The sequence below is a fragment of the Nocardia sp. NPDC005745 genome (assembly GCF_040630775.1).
Taxonomy (GTDB): Bacteria; Actinomycetota; Actinomycetes; order Mycobacteriales; family Mycobacteriaceae; genus Nocardia.
Map to the genome: position 1 here is coordinate 1 of NZ_JBEXYF010000006.1, position 25,091 is coordinate 25,091.

Sequence of the window (25,091 nt, forward strand, 5' to 3'; positions counted from 1 at the left end):
GCGGGCGGCGTTGGTGTATCTGGCCGAGTTGCGGATGCCGATCAGTATCGAACTGCCCACCATGAACCGGGACATGACCCAACCACACCGCTGACCCTCGTCCGCGACATCGAGGTGGCGTGTGATCGATGCCGTGTCGCATCGCCGCCCTCCGGTGTGGATGCCGGAGAATGGTGCACGTTGCGCGCGTCCCGGCTGTACTGTGATTCCCGCTGTCCGCCGCAATCCATCTCGATCACGTGACCTCGGTGCTTTTGAAACACGGAGAATTCGATGTTCACCCGATGGAAGACGATAGCCGCCGCGTGTGTGGCCGCAGCGGTAACCGCTACTGTTCAACTCGGTGTCGCACCTTTTGCCGATGGCGCACCGAGCCATTGCCCAGACCTGTATGTCGTGGCGATCCCCGGAACGTGGGAGACATCCAGTACCGATCCGGGCAAAGGAATTCTCGCATCGAGCCTGAACGGTTTACCCGGGGACGTCCAGGTCGACTATGTTCCCTACGCGGCGACGGCGTTCCCTTGGGAAAGCGAAGTGTACGGCCGCTCCAAGCAAGAGGCGATCGACAAAGCGCGCACGTTGGCCTCGGATATGGCGCAAGCGTGCGAAGCCACCCGGATCGCGTTGCTCGGCTACAGCCAGGGAGCGGATGCCGCGGGTGATCTCGCGGCCGAGATCGGCACCGGCCTGGGCGTGATGCCGCCGCACCGGGTGGTCCTGGTCGGGCTCATCTCCGATCCTCGGCGCTCACCCAGCGACAACCTGATCGGCCCGCCCGTCCCGGGCGCCGGAGCGGCCGGACCTCGCCCGGGAGGTTTCGGCTGGCTCACCCCGCGCACCTACACCTTCTGCGCCGCGGGTGATCTGTACTGCGCGATGCCCGAGGGCGACTTCGCCGGACGGATCGCCGGCTTCTTCGTCCAACTCTCGAATCCGGATCCAGGAAAAATCGGCAACTATCAGCAACAGGCGACCGAAATCATCGGCGACGCACTGGCCGCGGGCGGCCTGGGCCTCCTCTCCGACCAGATCAACACCTCCGCCTACGAACAGCGAAAGCAACAGATCGACGATTTCCTCAAATCCGGCATCCATCAGAGTTACCCCTCATACACCCTCGGCCCGGATTCGCTCACCCCTCTGACCTGGCTGCGGCAGCGCCTGATCGAGGAAGCCCGCCCCTGAGTCTGCCCGGCTGTCCGGGTAGCCGACGGCCATATCGGTGACCGGAGATGTCGCGTTGTCCGCGCGATCGACGAGGCGTGCGCCGCCTGCTCCGAGCCCCATCCGCGGATTGACGGCGGCTGCCTTCAGTTCTAAAGTGATGGCACTTGCCATCACTTCGAAAGGCGGCCTCGTCATGGCCTTGTTCAACCCGAGAACCGAGACGTTCGAGGAATTCGACCCCGCCACGAGGGCTCGGCTGCGGTCGGTGGTCGACTTCTTCGAGAAGAAGGGCAAGCAGGCGCTCACCAGCGATGCGTTCCGGGCGGAGTGGTACGACGACTGGATGCGGTTCCTCGCCGAGAGCCGGATCATCGCCTACATGGCGACCCCGCGGGCAAGCTCGGGCGCTGATCCGGAAAAGCGCTGGGACACCGCGTTCATCTCCCGGTTCAACGAGATCACCGGTTTCTACGGATCGCAGTACTGGTACGCGTGGGGCGTCTCCACGCTCGGTCTCGCCACGATCTGGCAGAGCGCCAACGGCAAAGCGCATCTGCGTGCCGCCGAGGAACTCGACCGGGGCGGGATCATCGGCTTCGGGCTGTCGGAAAAGGATCACGGCGCCGACATCTACGCCACCGACATGCTGCTCACCCCCGACGGCACGGGCGGGTTCACCGCCACCGGCAGCAAGTACTACATCGGCAACGGCAACGTGGCCCGCATCGTGCCGACCATCGGCCGACGCACCGACCTCGAAGGTCCCGACGCCTACGTCTGGTTCATCGCCGACAGCCAGCACCCGAACTATCGGCTGGTCAAGAACGTCATCCACGGTCAGAATTTCGTCTCCGCCTACGACCTGGTGGACTATCCCGTCTCGACCGACGACGTACTGCACGTGGGCCGAAAGGCATTCGACTCCGCCCTCGCCGCGGTCAACTGCGGCAAATTCAATATCGGCATGGTCGCGCTGGGGATCGTGGAGCACTGCTTCTACGAGACGATCAACCACGCGAGCGCCAAGATCCTGTTCGGACATCCCGTCACCGATTTCGGGCAGGTTCGGCAGATCCTGTCCGACAGCTACGTTCGCATGAACGGCATGCGGCTCTACCACGAACGAGCGATCGATTACATGCGATGCTCGTCCCCGGAGGATCGCCGCTTCGTGATGTTCAATTCCATCGGCAAGATGAAGGTCACCCGTGAGGCCGAGCGGGTGTTCCGGGAACTCTCGGATGTCATCTCCGCCAAGGGTTTCGAGAAGGACAGCTACTTCGCGACCGCCCGCGGCACGATCGACTCCATGCCACGGCTGGAAGGCACCGCCCATGTCAATATGGCACTCACGCTGAAATTCATGCCGAACTTCCTCTTCGATCCGGCGCAGTTGCCTCCGGTGCCGGTACGACGGGATCCGGGCGACGACGAATCGCTGTTCCGGCAGCCGGGCGCCGCGGGATTGGGAAAGGTCCGATTCGCCGACTGGCGGTCGGCCTATGCGCACTACCGCCACCTGCCCAACGTGGCCCTTTTCATCGAGCAGGCGGAGCGATTCACCCGGTTCCCGGTGGAGGCGCCGCCGACCCCGGCCCAGTTGGAGGACTCGGACTTCCAATTGGCGGTGGGGGAGTTGTTCACGCTGCTGCCCTACGGACAGCTCATCCTGGAGCAGGCCGCGATCGTCGGGACCTCCGAAGACATCGTGGATTCCATCTTCGAGGTATTCGTGCGCGACTTCTCGGCCTACGCGCTCGGGCTGTTCTCGAAGGCTTCCTCGACCTCCGCGCAGCAGGATTGGGCCTTGAATGTGCTGCGCAAACCGGTCGTCGACGAGCAGCGAACCGCCCGTCTGCACGACGAGGTGATGAGCTACGCGGGCGCATTCGAGATGAGCCCGTAGCTATATGTCGGCATCCTCGAGTTTGCGCCGCATCAGCTTGCCGGTGGCGTTCCTCGGCAGCTCGTCGACGAACACCACCTCGCGGGGAACTTTGTGGCGGGCGAGGTTCGCTCTGACGTAGTCCTTGATCTCCTGTGGGTCGCGCTCGGCATCCTCGGCGGGAACGACGAAGGCGCGCAACCGTTTTCCGAAGTCCGCGTCCTCGACGCCCACGACTGCGGCTTCGAGGATGTCGGGGCGGTCGACCAGCAGGTTCTCCACTTCCAGTGGGTAGACGTTCTCGCCGCCGGAGATGATCATGTCGTCGTCGCGGCCGTCGATGAACAGTCGGCCGTCGGCGTCGAAGTGGCCGACGTCGCCGCTGGACAGCAGCCCGTCGACGATTTCCTTGTTCCGGCCGTCGGTGTAGCCGGAGAAGCTGAGTCCGCTCGAGACGAAGATCGTGCCCACCTCGCCGGGTGTGGTGATCTTGTTGCGTTGCGCGTCGTAGAGCGCGACACGGCAACCCACGGGAGGTTTGCCGACGGTTCCCGGCGCCACTCGCATGTCGTGCGGAGTGGCCACGGCGGCGACCGCGACTTCGGTCGAGGCGTAGAGGTTGTACAGCACCTCACCGAAAGCGTCGGCTGTGCGCCTGCTGAGGTCCGGCGAGACGGGTGATCCCGCGGTGAAGACGACTTTCAGTGATGTCGTGTCGTACTGCTCGAGCACGGCGGGGCCGAGGTCGAGGATGCGTTGCAGCATGGTCGGTACGACGACCAAGGTGGCGGCGCGATGATCGGCGACGTTGGCGAGGGTTCGTCGCGGATCGAACTTGCGCTGCTGGAAGACGATCTTGTTGCCCAACGCCCAGCCGAGAGTGAACTGCGACAGACCGGTGCCATGGAAGATGGGGGCCGCCATCACGACGGTGTCGTTGCGCGGCATCGGCACCCGGTGCAGGAATTGCGCCGATTGCAATGGTGAGACCTTTTCTCGTGGGGCGCCTTTGGGCGTGCCGGTGGTCCCACTGGTCAGAATGACGATGCCGCCGGGGCGTTTCGGGGCAGGCAGCGGCGCGGTCGAGTTCGCCGCGATGAGCAGGTCGACCGTCGGTGTCTCCGCCTCGACGGCGTCGGCCTCGTCCACCCAGGTCAGGATGCGCGGCACCGATCCGGGAACCGCGCCGAGCAATTGGAGGAATTCGCTGTCGAGCAAGATCGCCCCGACGTTCTCCCGCTCGGCGACCTCGGCGAGTTGGGGCCCGGCGAAGCCGGTGTTCATCAATACGACGCGGGCGCCCACCTTCCCGGCCGCCAAGAGCGTCAACACCATTCCGCGGTGGTCGCGGCACAGCGCCGCGAGGACGGTGCCGCAGCTTATCCCCGCGCCGACGAGCCCTCGGGCCAGCGCGTTCGACTGCTGATCGAGTTGAGCGAAGGTGAGTGTTCCGCGTTCATCGGCGATGGCGGGGGCGGCGCCATGGCGGCGGGTGGCGTGGGCCAGCACGGTGACGAACGGGCCGTACACGGAAGCCTCACGCATCACGCGGATCGTCTCGGCCGGGCGCGCCGGATCGAACATCCCGCGCTTGGCGAGCACGACGGCCGCCGATGCCAGGTCGGCTATCGAGCGGACTGCCGCGAGCGGCGATCCCAGTGTCTTTGTCATCGAATGCCTCCAGTTGGGCCGATCGGCGATCGAACCCGGGTCCGCGCTATCCCGCCGACACCGCCCCTGCGCCTCATGACGCCTATCGCATGGCAAGAATGTGCGTTCACATATGCGTGAGTGCAAGCGGGGCTGCCGTGGGTTCGTGGTTGCCGATCGTGCGTGTTGTTGAGAGAATGATTTGTAACTTATACCAATATCTCGCGGGAGTTCGGCATGTCCAGTCCTGAACCGTCGGCACCGCTGCTGACCTCACCCGATGTGGATCTCGGTCGCCGCCGCCGCTACATGGCGGGCCCTGCGGCACTGCTGGGCGGCCCGGCCAACGTGATCATGCAGCTGAGCTTCCCTCCGGTCGGCCGCGGCGTTGTCGAGAGCACGGTCGACAGCGGCCGGTACACCCTGCATCCGCGCAAGCGCGGCCGCACGACCCTGACCTACCTGGCGGTGGCGATGCTCGGTACCGAGGAAGACAGGGCGGCCTATCGTGCGGCGGTGAACACGTCGCACCGTTATGTGCGATCCGGCCCCGACAGTCCGGTGAAGTACAACGCCTTCGATCCGGAACTGCAGTTGTGGGTCGCCGCGTGCCTCTACCGCGGCACGATCGATTCCCTGACCTACCTGTACGGCCCGGCGGATGAGGAGCTGGCCGACGAGGTGTACCGGGAGTCCAGCCGGTTCGGAACCACGTTGCAGATGCGACCGGAGCTGTGGCCGCGAGACCGCGCGGCGTTCGCGCGGTACTGGGACTCGAAGCTGTCGGATCTCACCCTGGATGACGAGGTGCGGGCGTATCTGCTCGACGAAGTCGTCGATCTGGGGCCCTACCGACCCCTCGAGCGATGGGCGTTCCGCCGGGTGAACCGGTTCTTCACTACGGGCTTTCTCCCGCAACATTTCCGCGACGAACTAGGGCTGGCTTGGAGCCCTCGCCGCCAGCGGATCTTCGAGGTGACGATGCGCTCGATCGGTCTGGTACTGCGAGTGCTTCCCGATCGCTGGCGGTTGTATCCGTTCGAGACTTACCTCCACGATATGCGCAGGCGGCGCGCGCTCGGGAAGCCGTTGGTGTGAAGACCGTTCCGCGTCGTAGGAATGGCTCGGAAGCCGTGGATCCGCCATTACCGCTGCTGCGAAAATATCTCGGCGACCGGCGTTTCGCGTTGGCGCTTCCCCGGGCGGTGGCTCTGCAGATCCTGCACCCTGCGATCGCCGCGGCGCTCACCGAGCACGTGACCTACCGCCTGTGGTTGCACAAGCGGCGCACAGTCAACGCGATGGTGCAGATCGCCTACTCCGACCGTGATCTGCGGTCGCTGATCCATGCGGGGCACGCCCACGTACACGGCATCGATGATCTCGGCGCCCGCTACCACGCTCTGCGGCCGGATGTCTTCTTCTTTCAGCATGCGACCTATGTCGACACGCTGTTCTTCGCGATCAACACCTTCATTCGTCCACTGACGCCCCCGGAAAGCGAGCGCCTCTACGGCGAGTGCGTCGAATGGTATGACCGCTACGGAATTTCCGCGCGGCATACGCCGCGCACGCTGCCGGAGTTTCGCGACTATGTCGAACAGACCTGCACGACAGCGCTGCAGGCCGGCCCAGCCGCGCTGCGACTGGCGCCACAGGTGTTGCGCCCGGACGCGTGGATACCACGGGGGTTGCCGAGCGCTGTCGTACGAGCGATGCAGCACCCGCGAGCGCGTGATCTGCTCGAAGTGCCGGAGCATCGGACGGACCGGCCCACGCTGCGGGTGTATGCGTCGATGCTGAGGAACTTCGCACGCGCCGCACCGCCTCGCCTGAGGTATCTCCACCCCGCTCGAACGGCGCCTATCGGGACGTCGGCATGACAGGCGGGTCGCCGCTCCGGCCTTCGGCCGCCCTGCCTGCGGGGAGCTGCACGCCGCTACACCGAGATCGCCTCCATGCCACTTCCCGGCGCCCCACTCGAGTTCCGCCCCTGAGTCAACCGAGAATCGGCTGACGCCGTCGTAGCAGGTCGAGGGAGTAAGTGTCGCGGCCGGCCGGCCGGTCAGCTCAGGCGGGTGACCGGCTTCGCCGCGGCGAGGTCCTGTTCGATGTCGCGGGCGGCTGGGTGAGGATTGCACGGATCCCCTCGGCGGGCGCCCCGCCCACCACGCACTCGAGCTCGCCCGACACACCCCTCGCGAGATGCCCTGGAAATTCAGGGGCGCGGACACCTCACGCTCACACCCGTGCTGCGGGAGAATCATGCAGACCGGGTGTGGCGAGGGATGGGCGGTGGCGACGATCCGTACTTGGAAATCGAACTCGACCCGTCGCGCGCAGCGTCGAACACGCATCGAAGTTCAACGGCGCACCGCCCAGCTGCAACCGTTCACACTGACCGCGTTCGGCCGAATCCTGGCCTCCGCCAGTGGTATCCCGGTCAGCATCGCCGCCAGCTCCACTCTGCCGCCATCGGTGGCGGGCAGGTGGCTGCGCACCGGCACGGGAGATCTCATCGAATTCGATGCCGACCTGCCCGAGATCGCCCGCATCAACACCGTGCTGCACGAAGCAGGCCACATACTGTACGGCCACGCCTCGGTCGAGCATCGGGTCGACGCGGGCCAGGCGCTGTGTTCCGTACTCGGTCCCGCAGCCATCGCGCGCTTCGCGCACGTCAGATACCGATCGGCCTACGACACCGGGAGCGAGCGCGAAGCCGAGGACTTCGCCAGGCAAACCCTGCGCACGATCCTGTGGAGTGACGCAGGTACCGGTGAGTCTGCGGGGTTGCTTGCGGCGCTGGGCTTTCCGCGCACTCGGATCGAGTAGGGGAGTGGCACAGTTCGCCGGGGCGATCTCGGTGTTCATCGGTGTGGTTGTCGGCGCGTTGGCATGGCAGCTGGCACCGCAAGGGGCTCGGGGACAATGGAGGCCCATCGCCATCCTCGGGTTGGTCGCGCTCAGCTACCTCTTGCTCGCTCCAGCCTTCCAGGGCGTGTTCGCGCCTATCCACGTCAACACCGCATACTTGTTGAGCAACCTGTGTGCTGTGACCGCAATAGTCCTGACCACCCTGTACTGGCGAAACCATTTGTCAGCCGATCCGCCGACGCGACAACGGGTACTTGTGGCACGCGCGGTATACGGGTCTGTCGGAGTAGTTCTGGTATCGCTCTTCATGACTTCGCCGCAGCAGCCGGATGGACTGGGTTTCGCGCGGGAATTCTCCGGGAGTCCGCGAATGCAACTGTACTGGGCTGTCCAGGCGATTGTGGTGATCCACGCGATGTCCACCTTGGCGGGTGCGGCGGCTCGCGCCAGTGTGCGCGAGCGACAATGGCGGCGAATCCTTTTGAGTGTGCTGGCAGGCGTGTGCGTCCTGCTCGTCGGGTACGAGATCTGGGTGCTCGCCGTCGTCGGTCTGTGGCCGGCCATGCCGCCGCTGTGGGCGCAACGCCTCACCATCTCGTTCCAAGTCGCGGTGACTGTTCTGCTGGTGGTCGGCACAACCGGTCCGGTCGTGCTGGGGATACTTCGAAGCGCTCGACTGGCCCGCTCCTACATCGAACGACTCGCACCCCTGCACCATTGGCTGACGCAACGCTACCCGCAGGTGCGATTCCGCTCCCACGTGAGCAGGCGCGCGGAAACGCGCGTGACCGATATGTTGATCGAGGTCAGTGACGCCCTACGACTGCTGCAACGCGAAGCGCCTGCGTTGGCCGCGGCCTACCGGCTGGACCACGAATCGATCCGGGCCGTGGCGCGCGACAGTTCCCGCCACGCGGCCTACGAACTCACTGCCGCAGAGCTTTTCGACGCCCGAACCCCTTCGGTCCCGAGCGCAAACCGCGCGGACGGGTAGCCGGCTCCGGCGCACACCGACCGCGATTACCGGGATGCTCGCGGCGGAACTGCTGTCGAACAGGCGCCCCGGGCATCGTTGCGCATCACGATGGGGGTTCAGGCAGATCCGGCGGGTCCGGGGGAAGCCCTTCTTGTACGCGGAGGAACTTCAGGTAGTCGATCAACGAGGCCAACGACTGCTGGGACAGGTCCATCGCGCGGAAGGCCACGGCTTCGAGGCCGGGTGCCGTGCTCAGGCGCAGGTATTCGATCTCTTGGCGGCCGCGCTGCCAGGCTTCCTCATCGGTGAAGAATCGAATGTCCACGTCGAACGCCGCGGCCAGGCCGGTGGCATGTTTGAGTGAGGGGTTCTGCTTCAGCCCGGAACGCAACTGCGCGACGTATACCGCGGAAATCGGGTAGCCGAGGTCGGTGGCGCGCCGCGCTATCTCGTCGGCGGTATAGCGTCTGCCTTCGGGGTTCGGCATCGTTCGGAACAAGTACTCGAGCCGGTCGGAGAAGGCGCCATTGCCCATACCGCGCGCTCCTTCTCGACTCGAACTCTTCTTCGATAGGCGGTTATGCTACAGCATAACCGTTCGATCATGGCGCGCACCGCGCTCGGCTCTTGCGTCGGTGCGATCGAACTCGGCGGGTGCTCGACGGGGCAATCCTGTGGCGTATCGGCGAGTCCGTACGCAACTCGTCTACGGGGCGTGCAGGTTACGGCTTACGCGTGGCCGGACGGCGGGTGCCACGGGTGTGACTTGAGTCATATTTTGAGCCGCAGTACCGCGTTTGCCGAAGCATAATTATTATACGTCAGTATAATTTGTGAGACTGCGACGGTTGGGCCGATCGCTGCATCTTTACTACGGAATAGGTAGAAGCATTGGCATACACAGTCGCGATGCCGTGCGTGACCGGCCGGTCGTCGACGAATGGTCCCGTGGACCGTGCTCGAACAGTGGCATTCCAGCTGTGGTTTCGCCGATTGAATCGGCGCGACTACGAGCCGTCGGCGGTGCAGCGTTACCGGCCGGGTGTGCGTGGGCGTCCACGGTGCCGCGCAGCGGATAGTGGGCTGAGATGGGAAGGACGAAAGACGCCATGGGACTGCTGACGAAGGGGCCGTTCGAGATGGTCGGCCGGGCGGAGCGAACTCTCGTCGACGTCGAATCGGTCTTGTGCCGGGTGGAGGATACGTTCGCCAGGACCGAGGCGACCCTCGACGTCGTCAGCACCACGTTGACCACGGCAGCGCACACAATGGTGGCGTCTCGGACCACCCTCGCGGCGGTGGACCAGCGGCTCGCGGAAGTGAACACCATGACGCGTGAGGCCGTCGCGCTGATGGAGGGGACACGCGCCCTGCTGGACGACCTGCTTGCCGTGGTGGAGAAGCTGGCGGCGCAACCGGTCACCGGGGGCATTCAACGGTGACACATCGAGATCGCCCGCCCAACCGCGATTGGCCTGCGTACCATCACCGACATGCAGCTATCCACCCGCAATCAACTCGACGGCACCGTCATCTCCATCACCCGCGGCGAAGCAATGGCCGTGGTCCGTGTCCGGCTCACCGGGGGTGACGAGATCACCTCCTCGATCACCCGAGACGCGGTCGACGACCTGGAACTCACCGAGGGCTCAGCCGTCAAAGTCCTCATCAAAGCGACAGAGGTGGCGCTCGGCGTCGAATAATCGCGCTGCTGCCGGACCGGCGAATCCGGCCGCACGGGCTCACCCGACTTCTCGGCCTGCCGGGTGCCGCCGGCGCTCCACGACGACCTGGTAGGGATCGTCGTAGATGATCCGGCCCGGAGCATCGGAGCTCAGGCGGGACCATTCGATGTCGTGGGCGTCCAGAATCGCGAGATAGCCGTTCACGCGTGCGATCAAATGAGTGGCCGAGGACTTGAACCACGCTTCGGCTTTCGGATGGCGGCCTCGGTCGTAGGGCGAGGGATCGAGGCGTCCGGGATCGACGAGATTATCGTGGTACCAGTCATTTTCACGGCGCCGGAACTGCGCTTGCTGTGCGGTGAGGCGCCCCGCCCAAGCCAGGCCGTTGACCAATGCGAAGACTCCGGGGTACCGGCCGTGACGGTTGGGCGTTTCCGCCTGGTATCGGATGAAGAGCATGTCGGACCCGTCGGTGTCGGATGCGCAGCGCAACGGTTCACCGGCGCAGGGCTTCGGTGCAACAGGATTCACTATATCTGCGAAAATTTTCTGGGCGCGATCGCACCGTCTTATCAGTGGAGGTCGCCCGGGCGGTCGCTGCCACCCCCCTTCGGCATCTTTGTCGAGGGTTTCGGCGCGTTACTCGCTGTTCGCCCGGGCTCCGGAGCGCTCGCAGTGCTATCGCTGGGCGAGCTGTTGCGCGCTGGCGTAGGCGAGGTGGAGGAAGTCCGCGCCGGTCAACGCGGCCAAGGCGTCGGCGACCATGCGGGTGGCGCGGGGCGCGAACACGTGACCGATGGTGAAGCCGGTGATCACCCAGACGTCGAAGCAGAACGGGCAGCTGAGCAGCTCTCCGATGCTGTGCTTCCACCCGTCGGCGGCCTTGGGTTGCTCCATCACCTCGCCGGGGCCTCCGTCGCCGGTGGGGCGGGTGAACGGGGCGCGTAGGGGTGCGGTGATCGTGTCCTTGGTCGCGGTACGCGACAGCTTGTGTGCGGCGACCGCGGTGACGACCAGCTCCTGCACGCTCATGGCCCGCGGCAGTTGCCGGTGGGTCAGCCTGCCGAGCAGAGCGACCACGCTCACGGTGATGCCGAACATCGCCATCGTGGCGAGGTAGCCGCTCATCGAGCGTTGGATGTCGGTCTCGGGGCGCCCATCGACTGCGGTCATGCAGCGGGCATACCCGCACGAGCGGCTCTGACTCCCGAAACTGTCCTGAACCTGACCGCCGATGCACTACGCCATATTCGTCCGATTCGAGACCGGCACGCCGCGTGGCGGAAGGCAGCCGGGCTCGGATCTGGATGCCGGTTTCAGCGCCATTCGCCGATAGCCTTCACCTCCATGCCATCTTCTGGTTCGCACTCGCACGACCTCCGCGCTGTCGTCTTCGACTGGCGAGGCACTCTCGTCTCAGAACTTTCCCCCCAACGCTGGACGCAGGAAGCACTGCGACGGGCCGGTCGTAGACACGACGACGACGCCGCCATCGCCCTTCTCCAGGAGATTCGAACAGCCGCCGGCCAACCGAACCGCCTGCAATCACCGCAGGGAAACACGAGCGCCGCTCGTCACCGGGAGACCTACTACGCGGTCTTCGCGGACGCCGGACTCGACACCGAACTCTCCGACGCGCTTTTCGCAGTGGATTCCGACCCGACTTACAACCATTTCGCTGCCGACGCCGCGGCTACTCTCACTGCTCTGTTCGAGGAGGGCTACAAGATAGGCGTGCTCAGCAACATTCACTTCGACATCCGGCCCTTCTTCGCCGAGGCGGGGCTGTCCGATTCGATCGAAACTTTCGTCCTGTCGAACGAGCACGGGATCCAGAAGCCCGACCCTGCCATATTCCGCCTGACGTGCGAGCAACTCGGCACTCGCCCCGAGGAAACCCTCATGGTCGGAGACCGGCCTTCTCGCGATGGCGCAGCCGTAGAGGTCGGGATGCCGACCCTGCTCGTCCCTTCGTTGACCGATCCTCAGCGGCGTCAACTCCACCTGGTCAGCAACGCCCTCGGTGCCGATCATGTGCCCGGCGGATCCGATGTCCCCGGTGCGGAGGGGTTCGCCGGCGTAGCGGAGCGCCGGACTACCTGGCCGGCCGCGGCGCGCACCACCGCGCGCGGCGTCCACTCTCCCCGAGGCCGGCGTCACGGCAGAATGATCGGATGATTGCGGGGATCGACGGCTCATGTTCAGCTCGAGGCCAACTGATGATCGGGCCCGGACGGTACGTATCGCTGATGAGAACGCACCACGGGACCCGAAGCCCACTCGTCATGGTCGCCGTGTGCGCGACCGCCGTTCTGTCGGCTTGCTCGTCATCGAACGCGGAGGCGGACTTCACCGCCACCAGAGATCAGCCCTTGGTGATCTCGCTGGACGATCTGCTGGCCGAAACCGGCGGCAGCGCCGCGGTCGGGATCGCCGATCCGCAGCACGGCGCGATCACCCGGCGTACCGACGGTGCGGTGGTGTACACGCCGGCGGCCGGATACACCGGGTCCGACAGCATCACCGTGACCACCACCGACGCCGTGAAGTTGTTCACCCCCGACATGCCGCCGTTCGGTGAGTTCGGTGGCGTGAGCCTGCAGGGCAGCGGATATGGGTCGGCGTTCACGCCGGTCCCAGGATCGACCGACGAGTTCTATGGTCTCACCGACCGCGGGCCGAATGTGGACGGCAAGGGCAAGAACGAGAAGCTCGTTCCCGCACCGGCATTCACGCCCAGCATCGCCAAGTTCAAGCTGGTCGGCACCAAGGCGGTGCTGGAAAGCGTCATCCCCTTGAAGAACTCGGCGGGCCGGCCGTTCAACGGCCTGGTCGACACATCCGCAGGCACCGGCGAAACCATGCGCGACCTCAACGGCGCCATCCTGCCGCCCACTGATCACGGCCTCGACACCGAGGGCCTGGTCGCCATGCCCGACGGCGGCTTCTGGGTGTCCGACGAGTACGGGCCGTTCCTTGTGCATTTCGACGCCGAAGGCACCGAGCTGGAACGGCTGGCGCCGGGCCGAGGTCTGCCCGAAGAGCTTTCGTTGCGCACTCCCAACCAGGGGATGGAGGGGCTCACCGTCACGCCGGACGGCGGCACCCTGGTCGGCATCATGCAGAGCGCATTGAACGAGCCTGGTGTCGCGTCGACGCGCGAGGTGCCCATGACCCGGATCGTCACCGTGGATCTGAAGACCCGGGAGGTGAGAGAATTCGTCTATCCACTGGAGGAGCCGAAGCAGAAGCTCGCGGTCTCCGAGATCACGGCGCTGAGCACCACCACCTTCCTGGTCGACGAGCGCGACGGAAACAAAACGCCCAAGGCGAAGAAGCTGTGGACCATCGACATCACCGGTGCCACCGATATCGGACCGCAGGCGAAGGTTGAGGGAGCGCAATACGATCCGCGGCTGGGCCTGCTGGTGGACGGGAAGCCACTGGAACTCCTGGTCGGTGCCGGGTCCACCGCCGATGGCATCGCCAGGCTGCGGAAGGCGGGCGTCATCCCCGTCGCCAAGAAGGCCGGCCTGGACCTCGGGGGCCTGCTGGACGGCCTGAACGCCGACGGCAAGTTCTTCGGCCACGACAAGATCGAGGGCGTTGCCACCCGTGACGGCGGCAAGACCCTCTATATCGCCGCCGACAGCGACTTCGGCGTCGAGGCCGCCACCGGCGATCAGCCGCCGTTCGGACTGAAGGCGAAACTCCTCGCCAACGGCATGCAGGACACGGGTGAGGTGCTGATGGTCGACACCACCGCACTACCTGCCGAGACGCACGCGCGGACGATCACGATCACGGTGAAGTAGATCGCGCTGCACGACACCTCCGAAGTTCGGACCACCAGGGGAGTTCGCCCTGTCCCGTGGCGGGTAGCTCAGCAGTGGTTCTGCAGCTCGATCCTGGCTACGGCCTGAAATGCCTGTGGTGAATAGGTTTTCTCGTCGTGATGTTCTCTGTCCATATCCCAGGGGTATTGGACAGCCGAGGAAGGCAGATTGATGACGAACTTGCCGATATCGCCGCCGGGTGGCTTGTCGTTGATGATGTTGCCGAGATAGACGTGGTTCGCGTCGAATAGGGCTGCGTGCATGAGCCAGGCATCGTTGTCGGAACCACTGGTGACGAGAGCATGGAATTCCGCGATGCCGTCGTTGTGCAAGATCCAGCGAGCGCCGTGGAACATCGTGCAGTCGCCGGCCCTGATGTCGTGGTCCCAGGTGAAGACCTTCTCTGAATCGGCATGGGCGGCGGGCATCGACGCGACGGCGGTTCCGGCGGCCAAGCCGACGCACACGGCGAGCCGGATCAAGACGTGGCGATACATTGCGGTCATCATGGCGCTCCCCAGGAATAGTCAGCCTAGCTGACTAAAATTATCGGCACCCGTCCGGTGATCGTCAATAGCCGTCAAGTCGGCTTGCTCCCACCGAGCCGCTTGCTCACGGGTCGATTCGGGCTGTCCATTCTGCGACATCCCTGGTCACGTCGATGGTTCCCCGGTCACTCGGGCCGTAGAGCCGCCGCCAGATCTCCGGTAGATCGGAACCGAGTTCCACTGCGGCGGCGTAGCTTCCGTGCCCCGCGTAGAACTGGGCCAGGTTTCGCCGGGTCATGAGAGTGAACGGATGCTCTGTGCCGGAAACCTTCTCGCGCGTGGCCAGCACTTCGCGATACAAACGAGCGGCGCCACCGGGGTCGCCGCAGGCCGCGGTCCACCTGGCGAGATTGTCCTTGGCCCACATCGTGTCGGTGTGCTCTGGTCCGAGCACGCTTTCGCAGATCGGCACGAGTTCCAGCAACTGCAGGCGCGCTCGTTCCGGGTCACCGGCTTCGCCGACCCATCGGGCGTACTGGTCGCGGGAGCGCAGTACGTCGGGATGAGTCGGGCCGAGCAATCTTTCGAGTTCCGGTAGGAAGGCGGTGTACTGATCACGCGCACCGACGATGTCACCGGCTTGGCCGGTACTGAAGCCGAGATCGGCGCGGATCCGCAGCTTCTCCCGTTCGTCCCGCTCCAAGTCCAGCAGCTCGGTGAGCATTGTCACCGCCCCCTCGGGATCACCCGTCTGCACGTGCCAGTTGGCGAGTTGCACGCGCGGCAGGAGAGTTCGGGGATGGTCGCGACCGAACATCGCGGTGCAATCCTCGACGAGCCCGGCGAACATCGCGCGCGCCGCGAACGGCTCACCGGCCTCGCCGGTCCATCGGGCCAAGCGGGCGCGGGCGGCCAACAGGTCCGGATGTTCCGGCGGCAATGTCTCTTGGAAGGCCACCAGCCAGTTGGCCCATGACGCTCGATTGTCGATCGGACGCCGGTGGGTGTCCGCGGCGTCCAGGAAAGCTACGGCGCGAGCGGAGTTTTCGCTGGCCAGATAGTGTCGGGGCGCCGCGGTGTGCGCGTAGGCATCGATATCCGAGCCGGTTACCACGTCGAACGCGGCGGCGAGTGCGCTGTGCGCGTCGAACAGTGCGGTGGGCCAATGCGCGCAGACGATCTGTCGCAGCGGGCCGGTGAACGCCGCGTGTGACAGTCCGACCCTTTCGTTATCCAGACCCGGATGGCCGCGTGCGACGAGCACGCCGAGGTCGACCACCACGTCGCGCAGTCGCGGCAACGGCACCGGCCACCCGAGCTGCTGGAGGGCTTCGCGGACCAGCGGCAGGGGCGCGGTCGGACCGACGCCGACCGCTGCGAGCAGCGCGCCGACCGGCAGCGCGATCCCTTCGTGCACCCGACGCCGACGGGTCGCGTGGAACCTCGTCGCCACCAAAGAACTCAGGTCCGCGCCGTCGATGTTCGCATCGCGCCGATCGATCTCGGTGATCAATCGCGGGATCAACCATCCGCCGCGTACTTCGTCGGGCAATTCGTGCAGCGTTCGGTCGAGCTGGTAGGGGATGGCGCCTTCGGTGAGGACCACCTCCGCCAGAACTTCTCGGACGGTGGGTGGTTGCAAGTGGACACGGCGGGCATGCGCGATATCCGGATGATCCACGACGTCGGTACCCGACCGGATGCCGACGATCACCCGCACGTGGCGCAGCCGTTCGTCGGTGGTCAACGTGGCGACGGCGGCGAGGACGCTGCTGCGGCATCCCTCTTCCGGCTGGTCGAGGCCGTCGATGAGGATGCGGATGCGTCGGCCCGCCTTCCGCATCCGATGCAGTGGCCGCACGATCTCGATTTCGAAGGCGCTGAACCGCTCCAGGTCGGTCAGCTCCGCCCGCACCGCGCGGCGGACCGCGTCGAATTCGGCGCCGAACCGTGCGCCGAGTTGGTCGCACAGTTCCAGAAGCACCGACTCGATGGTGCTCGTGACGTCCAGGAAGACGGCCGCGGTGATGAATTCGGCGGTCAACGAATCCAACGTCTCCACCAGGCCCGGCCGGATGAGCAGCGACATCAGTGTCGATTTCCCGGCCCCGGCCGGTCCGATCAGCGCCTGCAATCGATCCCCGCCTGCTTCGACGATGTCGGCGAGGGTCTCCTGCACATGCGAGGTCAAAGAGACGCTGCGCACCAGATGATCCACCAAACCCGCCGCGGGTCTGCCGGTCACCGCGTCTCTGGAACGGGACCGGTTGGGCACCAGCCACAGGCCCTGGTCCCCGCGGCGCACCTGAGTGCCGTTGAAGGACAAATGGCGTGCGGTCTGCCGTTGGCACGAGCTGCTCAGCTCCGGTGTGAGGTCGGCGCACAGCAGATTCGTTCCGCTGCCGGGTAGGCCGGTATCGAAGGTGCGCAGCAGTGTTCGACTGAAACATCCGTCGTATGCGTTGCCGTCGTCCGATGCGACCAGCAGTTCCATTCGTCCCGCGGTCTTCTCCAGCATCCGCACCCAGCGGTTCCCCGCACCGATCGCGCCGGTACCGGCTTCACACGCATCGACGAGGACGATGAGCCCGTCCAGTGCCCGCGTGTTGCCCAATTGCTCGGCTACGGCATTGACCAGGTTGAAGCCCGAATCGGAGTCCATAGGCATTTCCGAGTCGGCGGCGAGTAGATAGAAATCCTCGTCGTTGGCGGTGAACCCGTGACCGATGAAGGCGATCAACAGCGTCGCTCCCAGCTCGTCGGCTTGCTGGAACGCGGCTTTGACGCGCCGCTTGAGTTCGATGACCGTGGGGTCGACCAGGGGTCCGTCTCCGATCGGTAGCCAATGGCCGGCAGTGGTGAAAGCCGCGTATAGCGCCGCGGCCAGCTCACCGGTGAACCCGAGTCGCGGGAATGCCGCGCACTCCGACGCGACAACCAGAGCCAGCCTCTCCGCCATGGAAGAACTATCGGGCAGGGCGACCTACGGGCACAACAGCGCTCGGCGGTAAGGGCTGTGCCGAACATGCCGGACACCGTGTCCGGACGAGGATCCGCTGTACCCGTCAAGATCTTGTAGCCGGGACACCGCACCTGGTGCGGGGTGACTGCGACTTCACCCTGTCCATCCACGAATAGAAACGTAGGTGACTGCCAATGCCGAAAATCGTGTTGTTCGGCGCCACCGGGTACACCGGCCGCCTGACCGCGGAAGCTTTGATCGCCCGCGGGGCCGCACCCGTGCTGGCTGCCCGCAATGCCGCCGCGCTCGAGAAACTGGCCGCCGACCTCGGTGGGGCCGATACCGCGGTCGCCGACGTGACCGAGCCGGACTCGATACGGGCCCTGCTTGATCGGGGCGACGTGCTGGTGACGACAGTCGGGCCGTTTCTGCGATACGGCGGACCCGCACTGGCCGCGGCCGTGGCGGCGGGCGCGCACTACCTCGACTCCACCGGCGAAGGCCCATTCATCAGCACGGTGTTCGACCGCGACGACGAGGCCCGCAAGGCGGGAGTGGGCCTGCTGACCGCGTTCGGGTTCGACTTCGTGCCCGGCAACCTGGCCGCCGGTCTCGCCTTACGCGAAGCGCCCGACGCCGTCCGCGCGGACATCGGCTACTTCATCGCCAGCCCCGGCGCCAGCGGTGGCACCCGAGCATCCATGGCCGGGATGCTGTTCGAACACGGTTTCGCCCTCCGCGGCGGCCGGATCGTGCCCGAGCGCACCGGCTCACGGATCCGCACCTTCGACGTCGCCGGCCGCCCGCGTACCGGAGTATCGATTCCCGGATCGGAACATCTCGCGCTGAGCCGTGCCTACCAGCGGCTACGCGAGGCCGACGTCTACCTCGGCCTGCCGCCCGCGGCCGCTCGTGCCCTGCGGGCCGGCTCCTTGCTCACCAGCGCGGTCGCACGGGTGGAGCCGGTGAAACGGCTGGCCGAAGGCGCGCTGGAACGCGTCGTGAAGGGCTCGACCGGCGGCCCTGGGCGCGAAGCGCGGGTCCGCACGCGCTCCTGGGCGGTCGCCGAGGCATTGGACGACACCGGCCGCGTCCTGGCGTCGGTGACCTTGGCCGGGGTGGATCCCTACGACTTCACCAGCGCGATCCTCGCCTGGGGTGCACAGACCGCACTGAACGGCGGCCTGCTCGGCGTCGGTGCGCTGGGCCCGGTCGAGGCGTTCGGTCTGGAGGCGCTCACCACCGCCGCGGCCGATGCGGGGTTCAGCCGCTAAAAGTTCGCCGAGGCATGGTGCTGTACCGGCACCAACGGGCGTGACATTTTCGCGACCATTTCGTAATGTATCGGTGACCTGTTCTCGACAGTAACCGGTAACCGACATAATGCCTGGCCAACACCGCAAACGAACCGCAGCCCGGAAGTTCACCGCTCTGGCTGTGTGCGGCGTCGCGGCCGTCCTCGCCGTCGTGCTGTGGGCGGCGATACGCCCGGGCCCGGCCACTCAACACGTGGCGGCGGTCGATTCGTCGCCGTCGACCACCGTCGAAACCGGCCCTGTCCCGACCATCGTTCCGCCGATGACTCAGTCGGTGCAGGGGGCCGCGGCGGCAGTCGAGCCACCACCACCGTCGGAGAAGAACGCCGAACAGCACCCGCCTCCCTCCGTCCCGTGCTCGACGGAACTCGCCGGTACGAGGCCGCACGTGGCAAGGGTGGGCAACATGCTCAAGAAGACGTTCGGCCTCACCGACGTCGGTGGCGCCGTCGGCCGCGTCGACGGCGACCACGGTGCCGGCCTGGCCCTCGATCTCATGACATCCGATTCCGCGCGCGGCGACGCGATTGCCGACTTCGTGCTGGCCAACAAGCAGCGTTTCGGTGTGACGTACGTGATCTGGCGGCAGCGGTACAACGACGGCAGCGGTTGGTCGTACCTGGAAGACCGCGGGAGCCCGACCGCCAATCACTACGACCATGTGCATGTGTCGTTCGAGAGGGCTGCCGAAGTGGACGTCACCTGCTGAATACGCACTGTATGCGCCGATGGGTCGCGAGCACTTCCATCGGCCTGCCGGTCTGCGCCTGACCGCTTGCTTCCACCGACGTCACGACCTGGCGATCTCACCGGTGGGTATCCGATCGCAGTGATATCGCGGCCCTCACTAGCATCGATACGGCGAGAATATCGAGGAATCCGAGGACTGCGTTGACTACCGAACAACTTGACCGCTGGAACGCCCAGGAAGCCGCCGCCGAGGCGATGATTCCCATCATCGGCACGTTGTATCGGCGCAAAGGGGTGACGATCCTGCTGCACAGCCGGTCACTGGTGAACAAGTCGGTGATCAGCATCCTGCGGACGCACCGCTTCGCGAGGCAGATCGAAGGCGAAGAGTTGTCGGTGGACCAGACCCTTCCCTTCCTGCAAGTACTCAGCGAGCTGGATCTGGGCCCCTGCAAGATCGATATCGGTCAGCTGGTCATGACCTATCGCACCGACGATCGCGGACTGTCGATCCGCGAGTTCACCGCGGCGGTGCTGGCCGAGGTGACCAACGGCAACAAGGCTCAGTCGCCGGGCCCGAGGGACGTCGTCCTCTACGGCTTCGGCCGCATCGGTCGTCTGGTCACGCGCCTGCTCATCGAGAAGGCCGGCTCGGGCAACGGTCTGAACCTGCGTGCCGTGGTGGTTCGCAAGGGGGGCGACGACGATCTGGCCAAGCGCGCGTCGCTGCTTCGCAGGGATTCGGTTCACGGCCACTTCAACGGCACGATCAAGGTCGATACCGGCAATGACACGATCACCGCGAACGGGAACGTGATCAAGTTCATCTACAGCGATGATCCGACGACGATCGACTACACCACATACGGGATAAACGACGCGATCCTGATCGACAACACCGGCAGGTGGCGTGATCGTGACGGGCTGTCGCAGCATCTGCGCCCCGGCATCGCGAAAGTCGTTCTCACCGCACCCGGCAAAGGCGACGTTCCGAATATCGTGCACGGCGTGAACCACCGCAGCCTGGACCTGTCGCAGCGGATCTTCTCGTGCGCCTCGTGCACGACCAACGCGATTGTTCCGCCGCTCAAGGCCATGGATGACGAGTACGGCATCATCCGCGGGCACGTGGAGACGGTTCACTCGTTCACCAACGACCAGAACCTCCTGGACAATTACCACAAGGCGGACCGTCGCGGCCGGTCCGCACCCTTCAATCTCGTGCTCACCGAAACCGGTGCCGCGTCCGCGGTCGCGAAGGCGATGCCGGACTTCAAGGCCAAGATCACCGGCAACTCGATTCGTGTCCCCACCCCCGACGTATCGGTCGCGATCCTGAACTTGCAGCTGGAGCGCAAGACGACGAAAAGCGATGTGCTCGAGTACCTGCGTCAGGTTTCGCTTGCCGGGCCGTTGAGCCGCAACCTCGATTACACCGCCGCCACGGATGTCGTCTCCAGCGACTTCATCGGATCGCGCGCAGCGTCGATCATCGATGCCAATGCCACGATCGTCGAGGACGACACCGCGATCCTGTATGTCTGGTACGACAACGAATTCGGCTACTCGTGCCAGGTCGTGCGGACGGTGCAGTACATCTCGGGCATCGAGTATCCGACCTACCCGCAGATCAGCGCTCGACTGGAGCACACCGACGACACTCGCGTGCCGACTGCGACCGCCGCGCGGTGACTGCCGCGATGGATGTCGCCGACTCTGCTGCCGGGGGATAAACGACCGGCCGCGGGAAGTATCACTGGGTCGTCGCGTGATGCTTCCCGCGGAGAGGGTCGGGCAACTGGTGGTGATCTGCACAGCAGCAGGAGCAGTATCGAACTGGCGCCGACGAACACCGCGAGCCTGGCTCTGGTCGTCGTGTTCCGGTTCAACGTGCCGATCACGAGCATGGCTGCGCGCAGCAGCCGCAGCGGGCGAAGCGGCGGCAGCACCACGATCAACAAGTCGACCGGGTGGGTACGCAGGAACCGCAAGCGGCTCCCGGACAGCCACAACCGCACCGCGAAGTCCAGCGCGAACGCCGCCCAGATCATCACGTCGACCCGGGTGAGCCAGGCGTCCAGACGAGGTGAGGCCTCGATATCGAGCACCTGCCAGGCATAGACGCCGAGGAATACGACGGCCAGCACCATCATGGGAATGCCGGTCGTCCGCTCCCAGGATTCCCTGCGTGTGAACTCGGATTGTGTTTCGGGCATCGGACTACCTGTGTCGCTCGGCCGCGGCGTCGGCGACACCGCAGGTTCGACCGGTGGGATTCCGAGAGAGTCCGGCCGCTTCTCACGCTGATTCTCACACGGAGCCCGAGACGCCGTGCTGACCACGGTCGGCATTCCAGCGTGTTCGGAGCGGGAGCCCGACATTTTTCCGGCGTGTCGCTGGATGTTTGCGCATGGGGTTGGATTTGAATGCAGGCTGGCTGGTCGACGAATGCCCGCGAACTACCCGTGGAGGTCGAGATCGTGATCGGGCGGTTGTTTTGTTTCCCCGGCGGCAGGTTCAGCGGTGTAGCACGGGCCCTCGGTGCCGTCTGCGCCGTGGCCCTGGGGCTGATCCCGGCGACGATGGCGACCGCGGAGCCACTGTATCCGCGGCCCGATCCCGACCCGTTCTATGCCGCCCCGGCGGATCTGGCGGCATATCTGCCAGGTGATGTGCTCGGTGAACGGGCGCTGCCGCCGCTGGCGATCTTCCCCGGCTCCAGCGTCACGCTGGTCAAATTCCGGTCCACCAATTCCCGTGGAGCACCGATCGCGGCGACGACCACGGTTCTCACGCCGTTCGGCCGCCGGCCGGGTGGGCCACTGCTGTCTTATCAGCACTTCATCAATGCGCTCGGCACCGACTGCGCCCTTTCGCACAAACTGTACGGCGACGATCTGAACCTGACGGTGACCACGCCGATCTTGAACGTGGCGCTGGCGCAGGGCTGGAGCGTCGCGCTGCCGGATCACCTCGGACCGCAATTCGCTCTCGGGGCCGCGCGTTTGGGTGGCCAGATCATACTGGACGGCATCCGGGCGGTGAAGCGGCTGCCCGCACTCGCCGTGCCGTCCAGCCCAACGGTGATGGCCGGCTACTCGGGCGGCGGCCTTGCCACCGCATGGGCGGCCGCGTTGCAGCCGACGTACGCACCGGAGCTGGAACTCGCGGGCGCGGCCATCGGCGGCGCACCGATGAATCTGCTGACTATGGCCGAGGCGCTGGGCTTGAACCCGCACCCTTCGTTCGGGTTGGCCATGGCCGCGGCGATCGGTCTGGAGCGAGAGTACCCGGATCGGCTGCCGATCAGCGCGCATCTCAACCCGCGTGGCCTCGAAGTCGGCAAGGCCATGGCAAACAGCTGCAGCAATGAAATCTTGATTTCGGGCCTGGACGGCAGCGCCCGGGACTACATCACAGACACCTCGATCTTCGACAGTCGCGAAGCCCGCTCGGTGGTGGAGGAGAACAGCCTCGAATTGTACGCCGGCGTGCCGGAAACACCGATCTTCGAATGGCATTCGCCGGAGGACCAGCAGATTCCGGTCGATGCCATCGAGAACACCCTCCGCCGTTGGTGCACGGCAGGGGTGCGGGTGCAGACGCTGCGGGTGCCCTCGGTCGAACTGGGCCCCGCGCTCGAGCATTTGTCCCCCGCGGTACTGGGTGCGCCCGCGGTAATGCAATGGCTCGACGCTCGGGTTCGCGGAGAGCCTGCCCCCAGCAACTGCTGATACGCGGCCATGCGGGCATCAGCGGTGATCGCCGCAGACAAGTCGGACCACCCCGTCGTCATCCGGCAGGCCGGGTCGGGGCAACCAGTGGGCTGGACGGTATCCGCGATTCGGTTGGTGCCACGCTCGAGCACCACCCATACCGCGGGGTCGGCTCCCCATAACCCGTGCATCGTGATCGGCTACCTGCTCCCGAGTGCGTTGCAGGCCTGCGTAGATGGCCCGTCACGATCGACGATCGAGATTAGCCGGCTCCCGCGAAAACGATTGCCGGGTAGCAATGAGAATACCGGCCGGCCGGGCTCACTCGACTGGCAGGCGGCGGCAACGGGCGCTACGATCGACGCGATGACAACTCATTCTGTTGAAAGATTGGGGGTTCCATTCGTGCAAGGTGAGTGCTGATGCTCACTGAACGCACGAATGGGGACGATTCCCGCTTTTCCTTCTGGCTGCGCGTGCGCGAATTCGCCGTGCCGCCCTCCATGATCGAAACTTCTACCGCCCGCCGGCGCGTGGGGGACTGGGCCGGCGCGAGTGCAGCGGCAGGCTTCGATGTCGATTTCACTTTGCGATCGGTGGCACGCAGCCACGGGCACGAACTCGCCGCTCGAATCCGTGCCGATCTCCGCTATCTGGCTCCTGACCTGCTGCGCTGGCACCTACCGAGGGTTGCTCCGGACGGGTTGTTGCGACCAGGTCTGACAATCGCTTTGGCGCGGTACGACGCCGCGCCTGACCGGCGCGGTCGCGCGCGTGCCGTGCACCTTGTCGTTCGGACCGCGCCGGCTTGGGCGGATGCCGGTCAGCGGATCAGCCTCGCGCTGTGGGACGGAGCCGCCGGAGCCGGTACCAGCCTCCATCCGCATCCTCGTCCCGATCGTCGTTTCCGCTTGGATCTCCATCGCCACCTGTGGGACTCGCGCAGGGCCGATGAGCTGGGGATACGGTCCGGGGCAGAGCGCCCCGCAGGTAATCGCCCGTCGCTGGATCCCGAGCTGCTGGCGACGGTACCGCAGGTCCGCCGCTGCGCCGTCGACCGATGGTCGGACGAGGCGGAGATCCTGCGCCGCGCCGAGGGACGGCGTAGCGGTACTTTCGTCGTGCGGTTCGGGGGTCGGCAACGGCTGGTCCTGGAGTTGGACGCGGGTCCCCGCGGTGGTGCGGGGCCGCCCATGGTGCGGATCGCGTCGGGGTACCCGGTCGGCGGCGTCTCGGCGCTGCCGGTGCTGCCCGACGCGGCGACTTGGGTACTACCTGATCTGGAACTGATCCGCACCGGCGCGATAGCGGCCGATCGGCTGCATCCGCTGGTCGCCTCGGCACTGGTACCCGACTACTCTCCGACCGATGCGCCCCGCATCCCGAGCCGGCCGGGGGAACCGCGCCTCGTGCAGTGCAGGGGAGAACAGCATCGGATCGGGCTGGTCGACGGGGTCCTGGCCGCCCTGGACCACGACCCTTCCGAGATCCGGCGGGAGGAATTACTGGCGGCGTTGACCGGTACCCCGCTTCCTTGCCTGCGGGCTATCGACGAAGCGCACCGTCATCCGGACTGTCTTGTCGGCGTTCGTGACCGTTTGGACCATGGTGACACCGCCGGCGCGCTGGGCGTCGTCGTGGGACTGCTCGGCCCCGATGTATCACTGCGCGACGGTGCCCTGCGCGACGCACTCGAAGCGGCCGCACAACGGCGAATCACCCACGGGCTGTTCAAAGCAGGCCTGTCCGAACCCGGAATCGGCCGCGTTCCCCCGGTTCGCCGTCCTCGTGACCGGCGCGCGCATCCGCGCAACGCGACCTCGCACTGATCCGGCGACCT

General features: G+C 65.8%; 22 protein-coding genes. 15 read left to right on the top strand and 7 right to left on the bottom strand.

The genetic code is table 11. The annotated features are described in order from the left end of the window. The first annotated feature begins 273 nt into the window (after positions 1-273). Both ABZ420_RS08285 and ABZ420_RS08290 read left to right on the top strand, forming a co-directional pair. On the top strand, positions 274-1,188 hold the full coding sequence (locus ABZ420_RS08285; protein WP_357118797.1) for a cutinase family protein: 915 nt from the start codon (positions 274-276) through the stop codon (positions 1,186-1,188). Positions 1,189-1,363: 175 nt separating this feature from the next. Further along, positions 1,364-3,076 (top strand): acyl-CoA dehydrogenase family protein, encoded by a 1,713-nt coding sequence (locus ABZ420_RS08290; protein WP_357119412.1) that lies wholly within the window; start codon positions 1,364-1,366, stop codon positions 3,074-3,076. Here the strand turns inward: ABZ420_RS08290 and ABZ420_RS08295 are convergent, their stop codons facing one another. Continuing rightward, entirely contained in the window at positions 3,077-4,726 is a 1,650-nt protein-coding gene (locus ABZ420_RS08295; protein WP_357118800.1) for an acyl-CoA synthetase, read from the bottom strand. A gap of 216 nt (positions 4,727-4,942) precedes the next feature. Between ABZ420_RS08295 and ABZ420_RS08300 the strand changes: the two genes are divergently transcribed. From ABZ420_RS08300 to ABZ420_RS08315, 4 genes are all read left to right on the top strand, one after another. Continuing rightward, positions 4,943-5,803 (top strand): oxygenase MpaB family protein, encoded by an 861-nt coding sequence (locus tag ABZ420_RS08300; RefSeq protein WP_357118804.1) that lies wholly within the window; start codon positions 4,943-4,945, stop codon positions 5,801-5,803. A 35-nt stretch (positions 5,804-5,838) separates the two neighbouring features. After that, the gene (locus ABZ420_RS08305; RefSeq protein WP_357118807.1) at positions 5,839-6,588 is read left to right on the top strand and encodes an oxygenase MpaB family protein; all 750 of its coding nucleotides are present in this window, start codon (positions 5,839-5,841) and stop codon (positions 6,586-6,588) included. A gap of 412 nt (positions 6,589-7,000) precedes the next feature. Continuing rightward, positions 7,001-7,540 (top strand): hypothetical protein, encoded by a 540-nt coding sequence (locus tag ABZ420_RS08310; RefSeq protein WP_357118810.1) that lies wholly within the window; start codon positions 7,001-7,003, stop codon positions 7,538-7,540. Positions 7,541-7,952: 412 nt separating this feature from the next. Further along, the gene (locus ABZ420_RS08315) at positions 7,953-8,576 is read left to right on the top strand and encodes a hypothetical protein (RefSeq protein ID WP_357118813.1); all 624 of its coding nucleotides are present in this window, start codon (positions 7,953-7,955) and stop codon (positions 8,574-8,576) included. Positions 8,577-8,661: 85 nt separating this feature from the next. Here ABZ420_RS08315 and ABZ420_RS08320 read toward each other — a convergent pair whose 3' ends face one another. After that, on the bottom strand, positions 8,662-9,093 hold the full coding sequence (locus ABZ420_RS08320) for a hypothetical protein (RefSeq protein ID WP_062977222.1): 432 nt from the start codon (positions 9,091-9,093) through the stop codon (positions 8,662-8,664). A gap of 553 nt (positions 9,094-9,646) precedes the next feature. Here ABZ420_RS08320 and ABZ420_RS08325 point away from each other — a divergent pair. Both ABZ420_RS08325 and ABZ420_RS08330 read left to right on the top strand, forming a co-directional pair. After that, positions 9,647-10,000: a hypothetical protein gene (locus tag ABZ420_RS08325; RefSeq protein ID WP_357118816.1), complete on the top strand. Its 354-nt coding sequence runs from the start codon at positions 9,647-9,649 to the stop codon at positions 9,998-10,000. Positions 10,001-10,051: 51 nt separating this feature from the next. Then, positions 10,052-10,261: a TOBE domain-containing protein gene (locus tag ABZ420_RS08330; RefSeq protein WP_040871865.1), complete on the top strand. Its 210-nt coding sequence runs from the start codon at positions 10,052-10,054 to the stop codon at positions 10,259-10,261. A gap of 39 nt (positions 10,262-10,300) precedes the next feature. Here ABZ420_RS08330 and ABZ420_RS08335 read toward each other — a convergent pair whose 3' ends face one another. Both ABZ420_RS08335 and ABZ420_RS08340 read right to left on the bottom strand, forming a co-directional pair. Next, positions 10,301-10,702 carry a hypothetical protein gene (locus ABZ420_RS08335; protein WP_357118820.1) on the bottom strand — a complete coding sequence of 134 codons (402 nt, stop codon included), beginning with the start codon at positions 10,700-10,702 and terminating at the stop codon, positions 10,301-10,303. A 219-nt stretch (positions 10,703-10,921) separates the two neighbouring features. Further along, positions 10,922-11,416: a DUF1360 domain-containing protein gene (locus tag ABZ420_RS08340; protein ID WP_357118823.1), complete on the bottom strand. Its 495-nt coding sequence runs from the start codon at positions 11,414-11,416 to the stop codon at positions 10,922-10,924. Between ABZ420_RS08340 and ABZ420_RS08345 the strand changes: the two genes are divergently transcribed. Together ABZ420_RS08345 and ABZ420_RS08350 are read left to right on the top strand one after the other, a co-directional pair. Beyond that, a complete protein-coding gene (locus tag ABZ420_RS08345) occupies positions 11,378-12,421 on the top strand; it encodes an HAD family hydrolase (RefSeq protein WP_357118825.1) in 1,044 nt (347 codons plus the stop codon). The two genes, ABZ420_RS08340 and ABZ420_RS08345, sit on opposite strands and share 39 nt — an antisense overlap. Before the next feature lie 71 nt (positions 12,422-12,492). Continuing rightward, positions 12,493-14,058 (top strand): esterase-like activity of phytase family protein, encoded by a 1,566-nt coding sequence (locus ABZ420_RS08350; RefSeq protein WP_357118828.1) that lies wholly within the window; start codon positions 12,493-12,495, stop codon positions 14,056-14,058. Positions 14,059-14,126: 68 nt separating this feature from the next. On the opposite strand, the gene ABZ420_RS08355 is transcribed toward ABZ420_RS08350, so the two are convergent. After that, on the bottom strand, positions 14,127-14,588 hold the full coding sequence (locus ABZ420_RS08355) for a DUF6294 family protein (protein WP_357118831.1): 462 nt from the start codon (positions 14,586-14,588) through the stop codon (positions 14,127-14,129). 103 nt (positions 14,589-14,691) lie between these two features. Then, positions 14,692-17,526: a tetratricopeptide repeat protein gene (locus ABZ420_RS08360; protein ID WP_357118834.1), complete on the bottom strand. Its 2,835-nt coding sequence runs from the start codon at positions 17,524-17,526 to the stop codon at positions 14,692-14,694. 197 nt (positions 17,527-17,723) lie between these two features. Between ABZ420_RS08360 and ABZ420_RS08365 the strand changes: the two genes are divergently transcribed. The 3 genes from ABZ420_RS08365 to ABZ420_RS08375 all read left to right on the top strand — a co-directional run bounded on the left by ABZ420_RS08365 (position 17,724) and on the right by ABZ420_RS08375 (position 21,227). Next, positions 17,724-18,803 (top strand): saccharopine dehydrogenase NADP-binding domain-containing protein, encoded by a 1,080-nt coding sequence (locus tag ABZ420_RS08365; RefSeq protein WP_357118837.1) that lies wholly within the window; start codon positions 17,724-17,726, stop codon positions 18,801-18,803. A 193-nt stretch (positions 18,804-18,996) separates the two neighbouring features. Further along, a complete protein-coding gene (locus ABZ420_RS08370; RefSeq protein WP_357119415.1) occupies positions 18,997-19,554 on the top strand; it encodes a hypothetical protein in 558 nt (185 codons plus the stop codon). Positions 19,555-19,790: 236 nt separating this feature from the next. Then, positions 19,791-21,227, top strand: coding sequence for a glyceraldehyde-3-phosphate dehydrogenase (locus tag ABZ420_RS08375; protein WP_357119418.1), 1,437 nt, complete (start codon positions 19,791-19,793; stop codon positions 21,225-21,227). On the opposite strand, the gene ABZ420_RS08380 is transcribed toward ABZ420_RS08375, so the two are convergent. Continuing rightward, positions 21,155-21,751, bottom strand: coding sequence for a hypothetical protein (locus tag ABZ420_RS08380; RefSeq protein ID WP_357118840.1), 597 nt, complete (start codon positions 21,749-21,751; stop codon positions 21,155-21,157). The genes ABZ420_RS08375 and ABZ420_RS08380 overlap by 73 nt on opposite strands. Before the next feature lie 366 nt (positions 21,752-22,117). Between ABZ420_RS08380 and ABZ420_RS08385 the strand changes: the two genes are divergently transcribed. Further along, positions 22,118-23,269, top strand: a complete 1,152-nt coding sequence (locus ABZ420_RS08385) for a lipase family protein (RefSeq protein ID WP_357119421.1) — start codon at positions 22,118-22,120, stop codon at positions 23,267-23,269. A gap of 404 nt (positions 23,270-23,673) precedes the next feature. Continuing rightward, positions 23,674-25,080, top strand: a complete 1,407-nt coding sequence (locus ABZ420_RS08390) for a hypothetical protein (protein WP_357118843.1) — start codon at positions 23,674-23,676, stop codon at positions 25,078-25,080. Positions 25,081-25,091 lie beyond the last annotated feature (11 nt).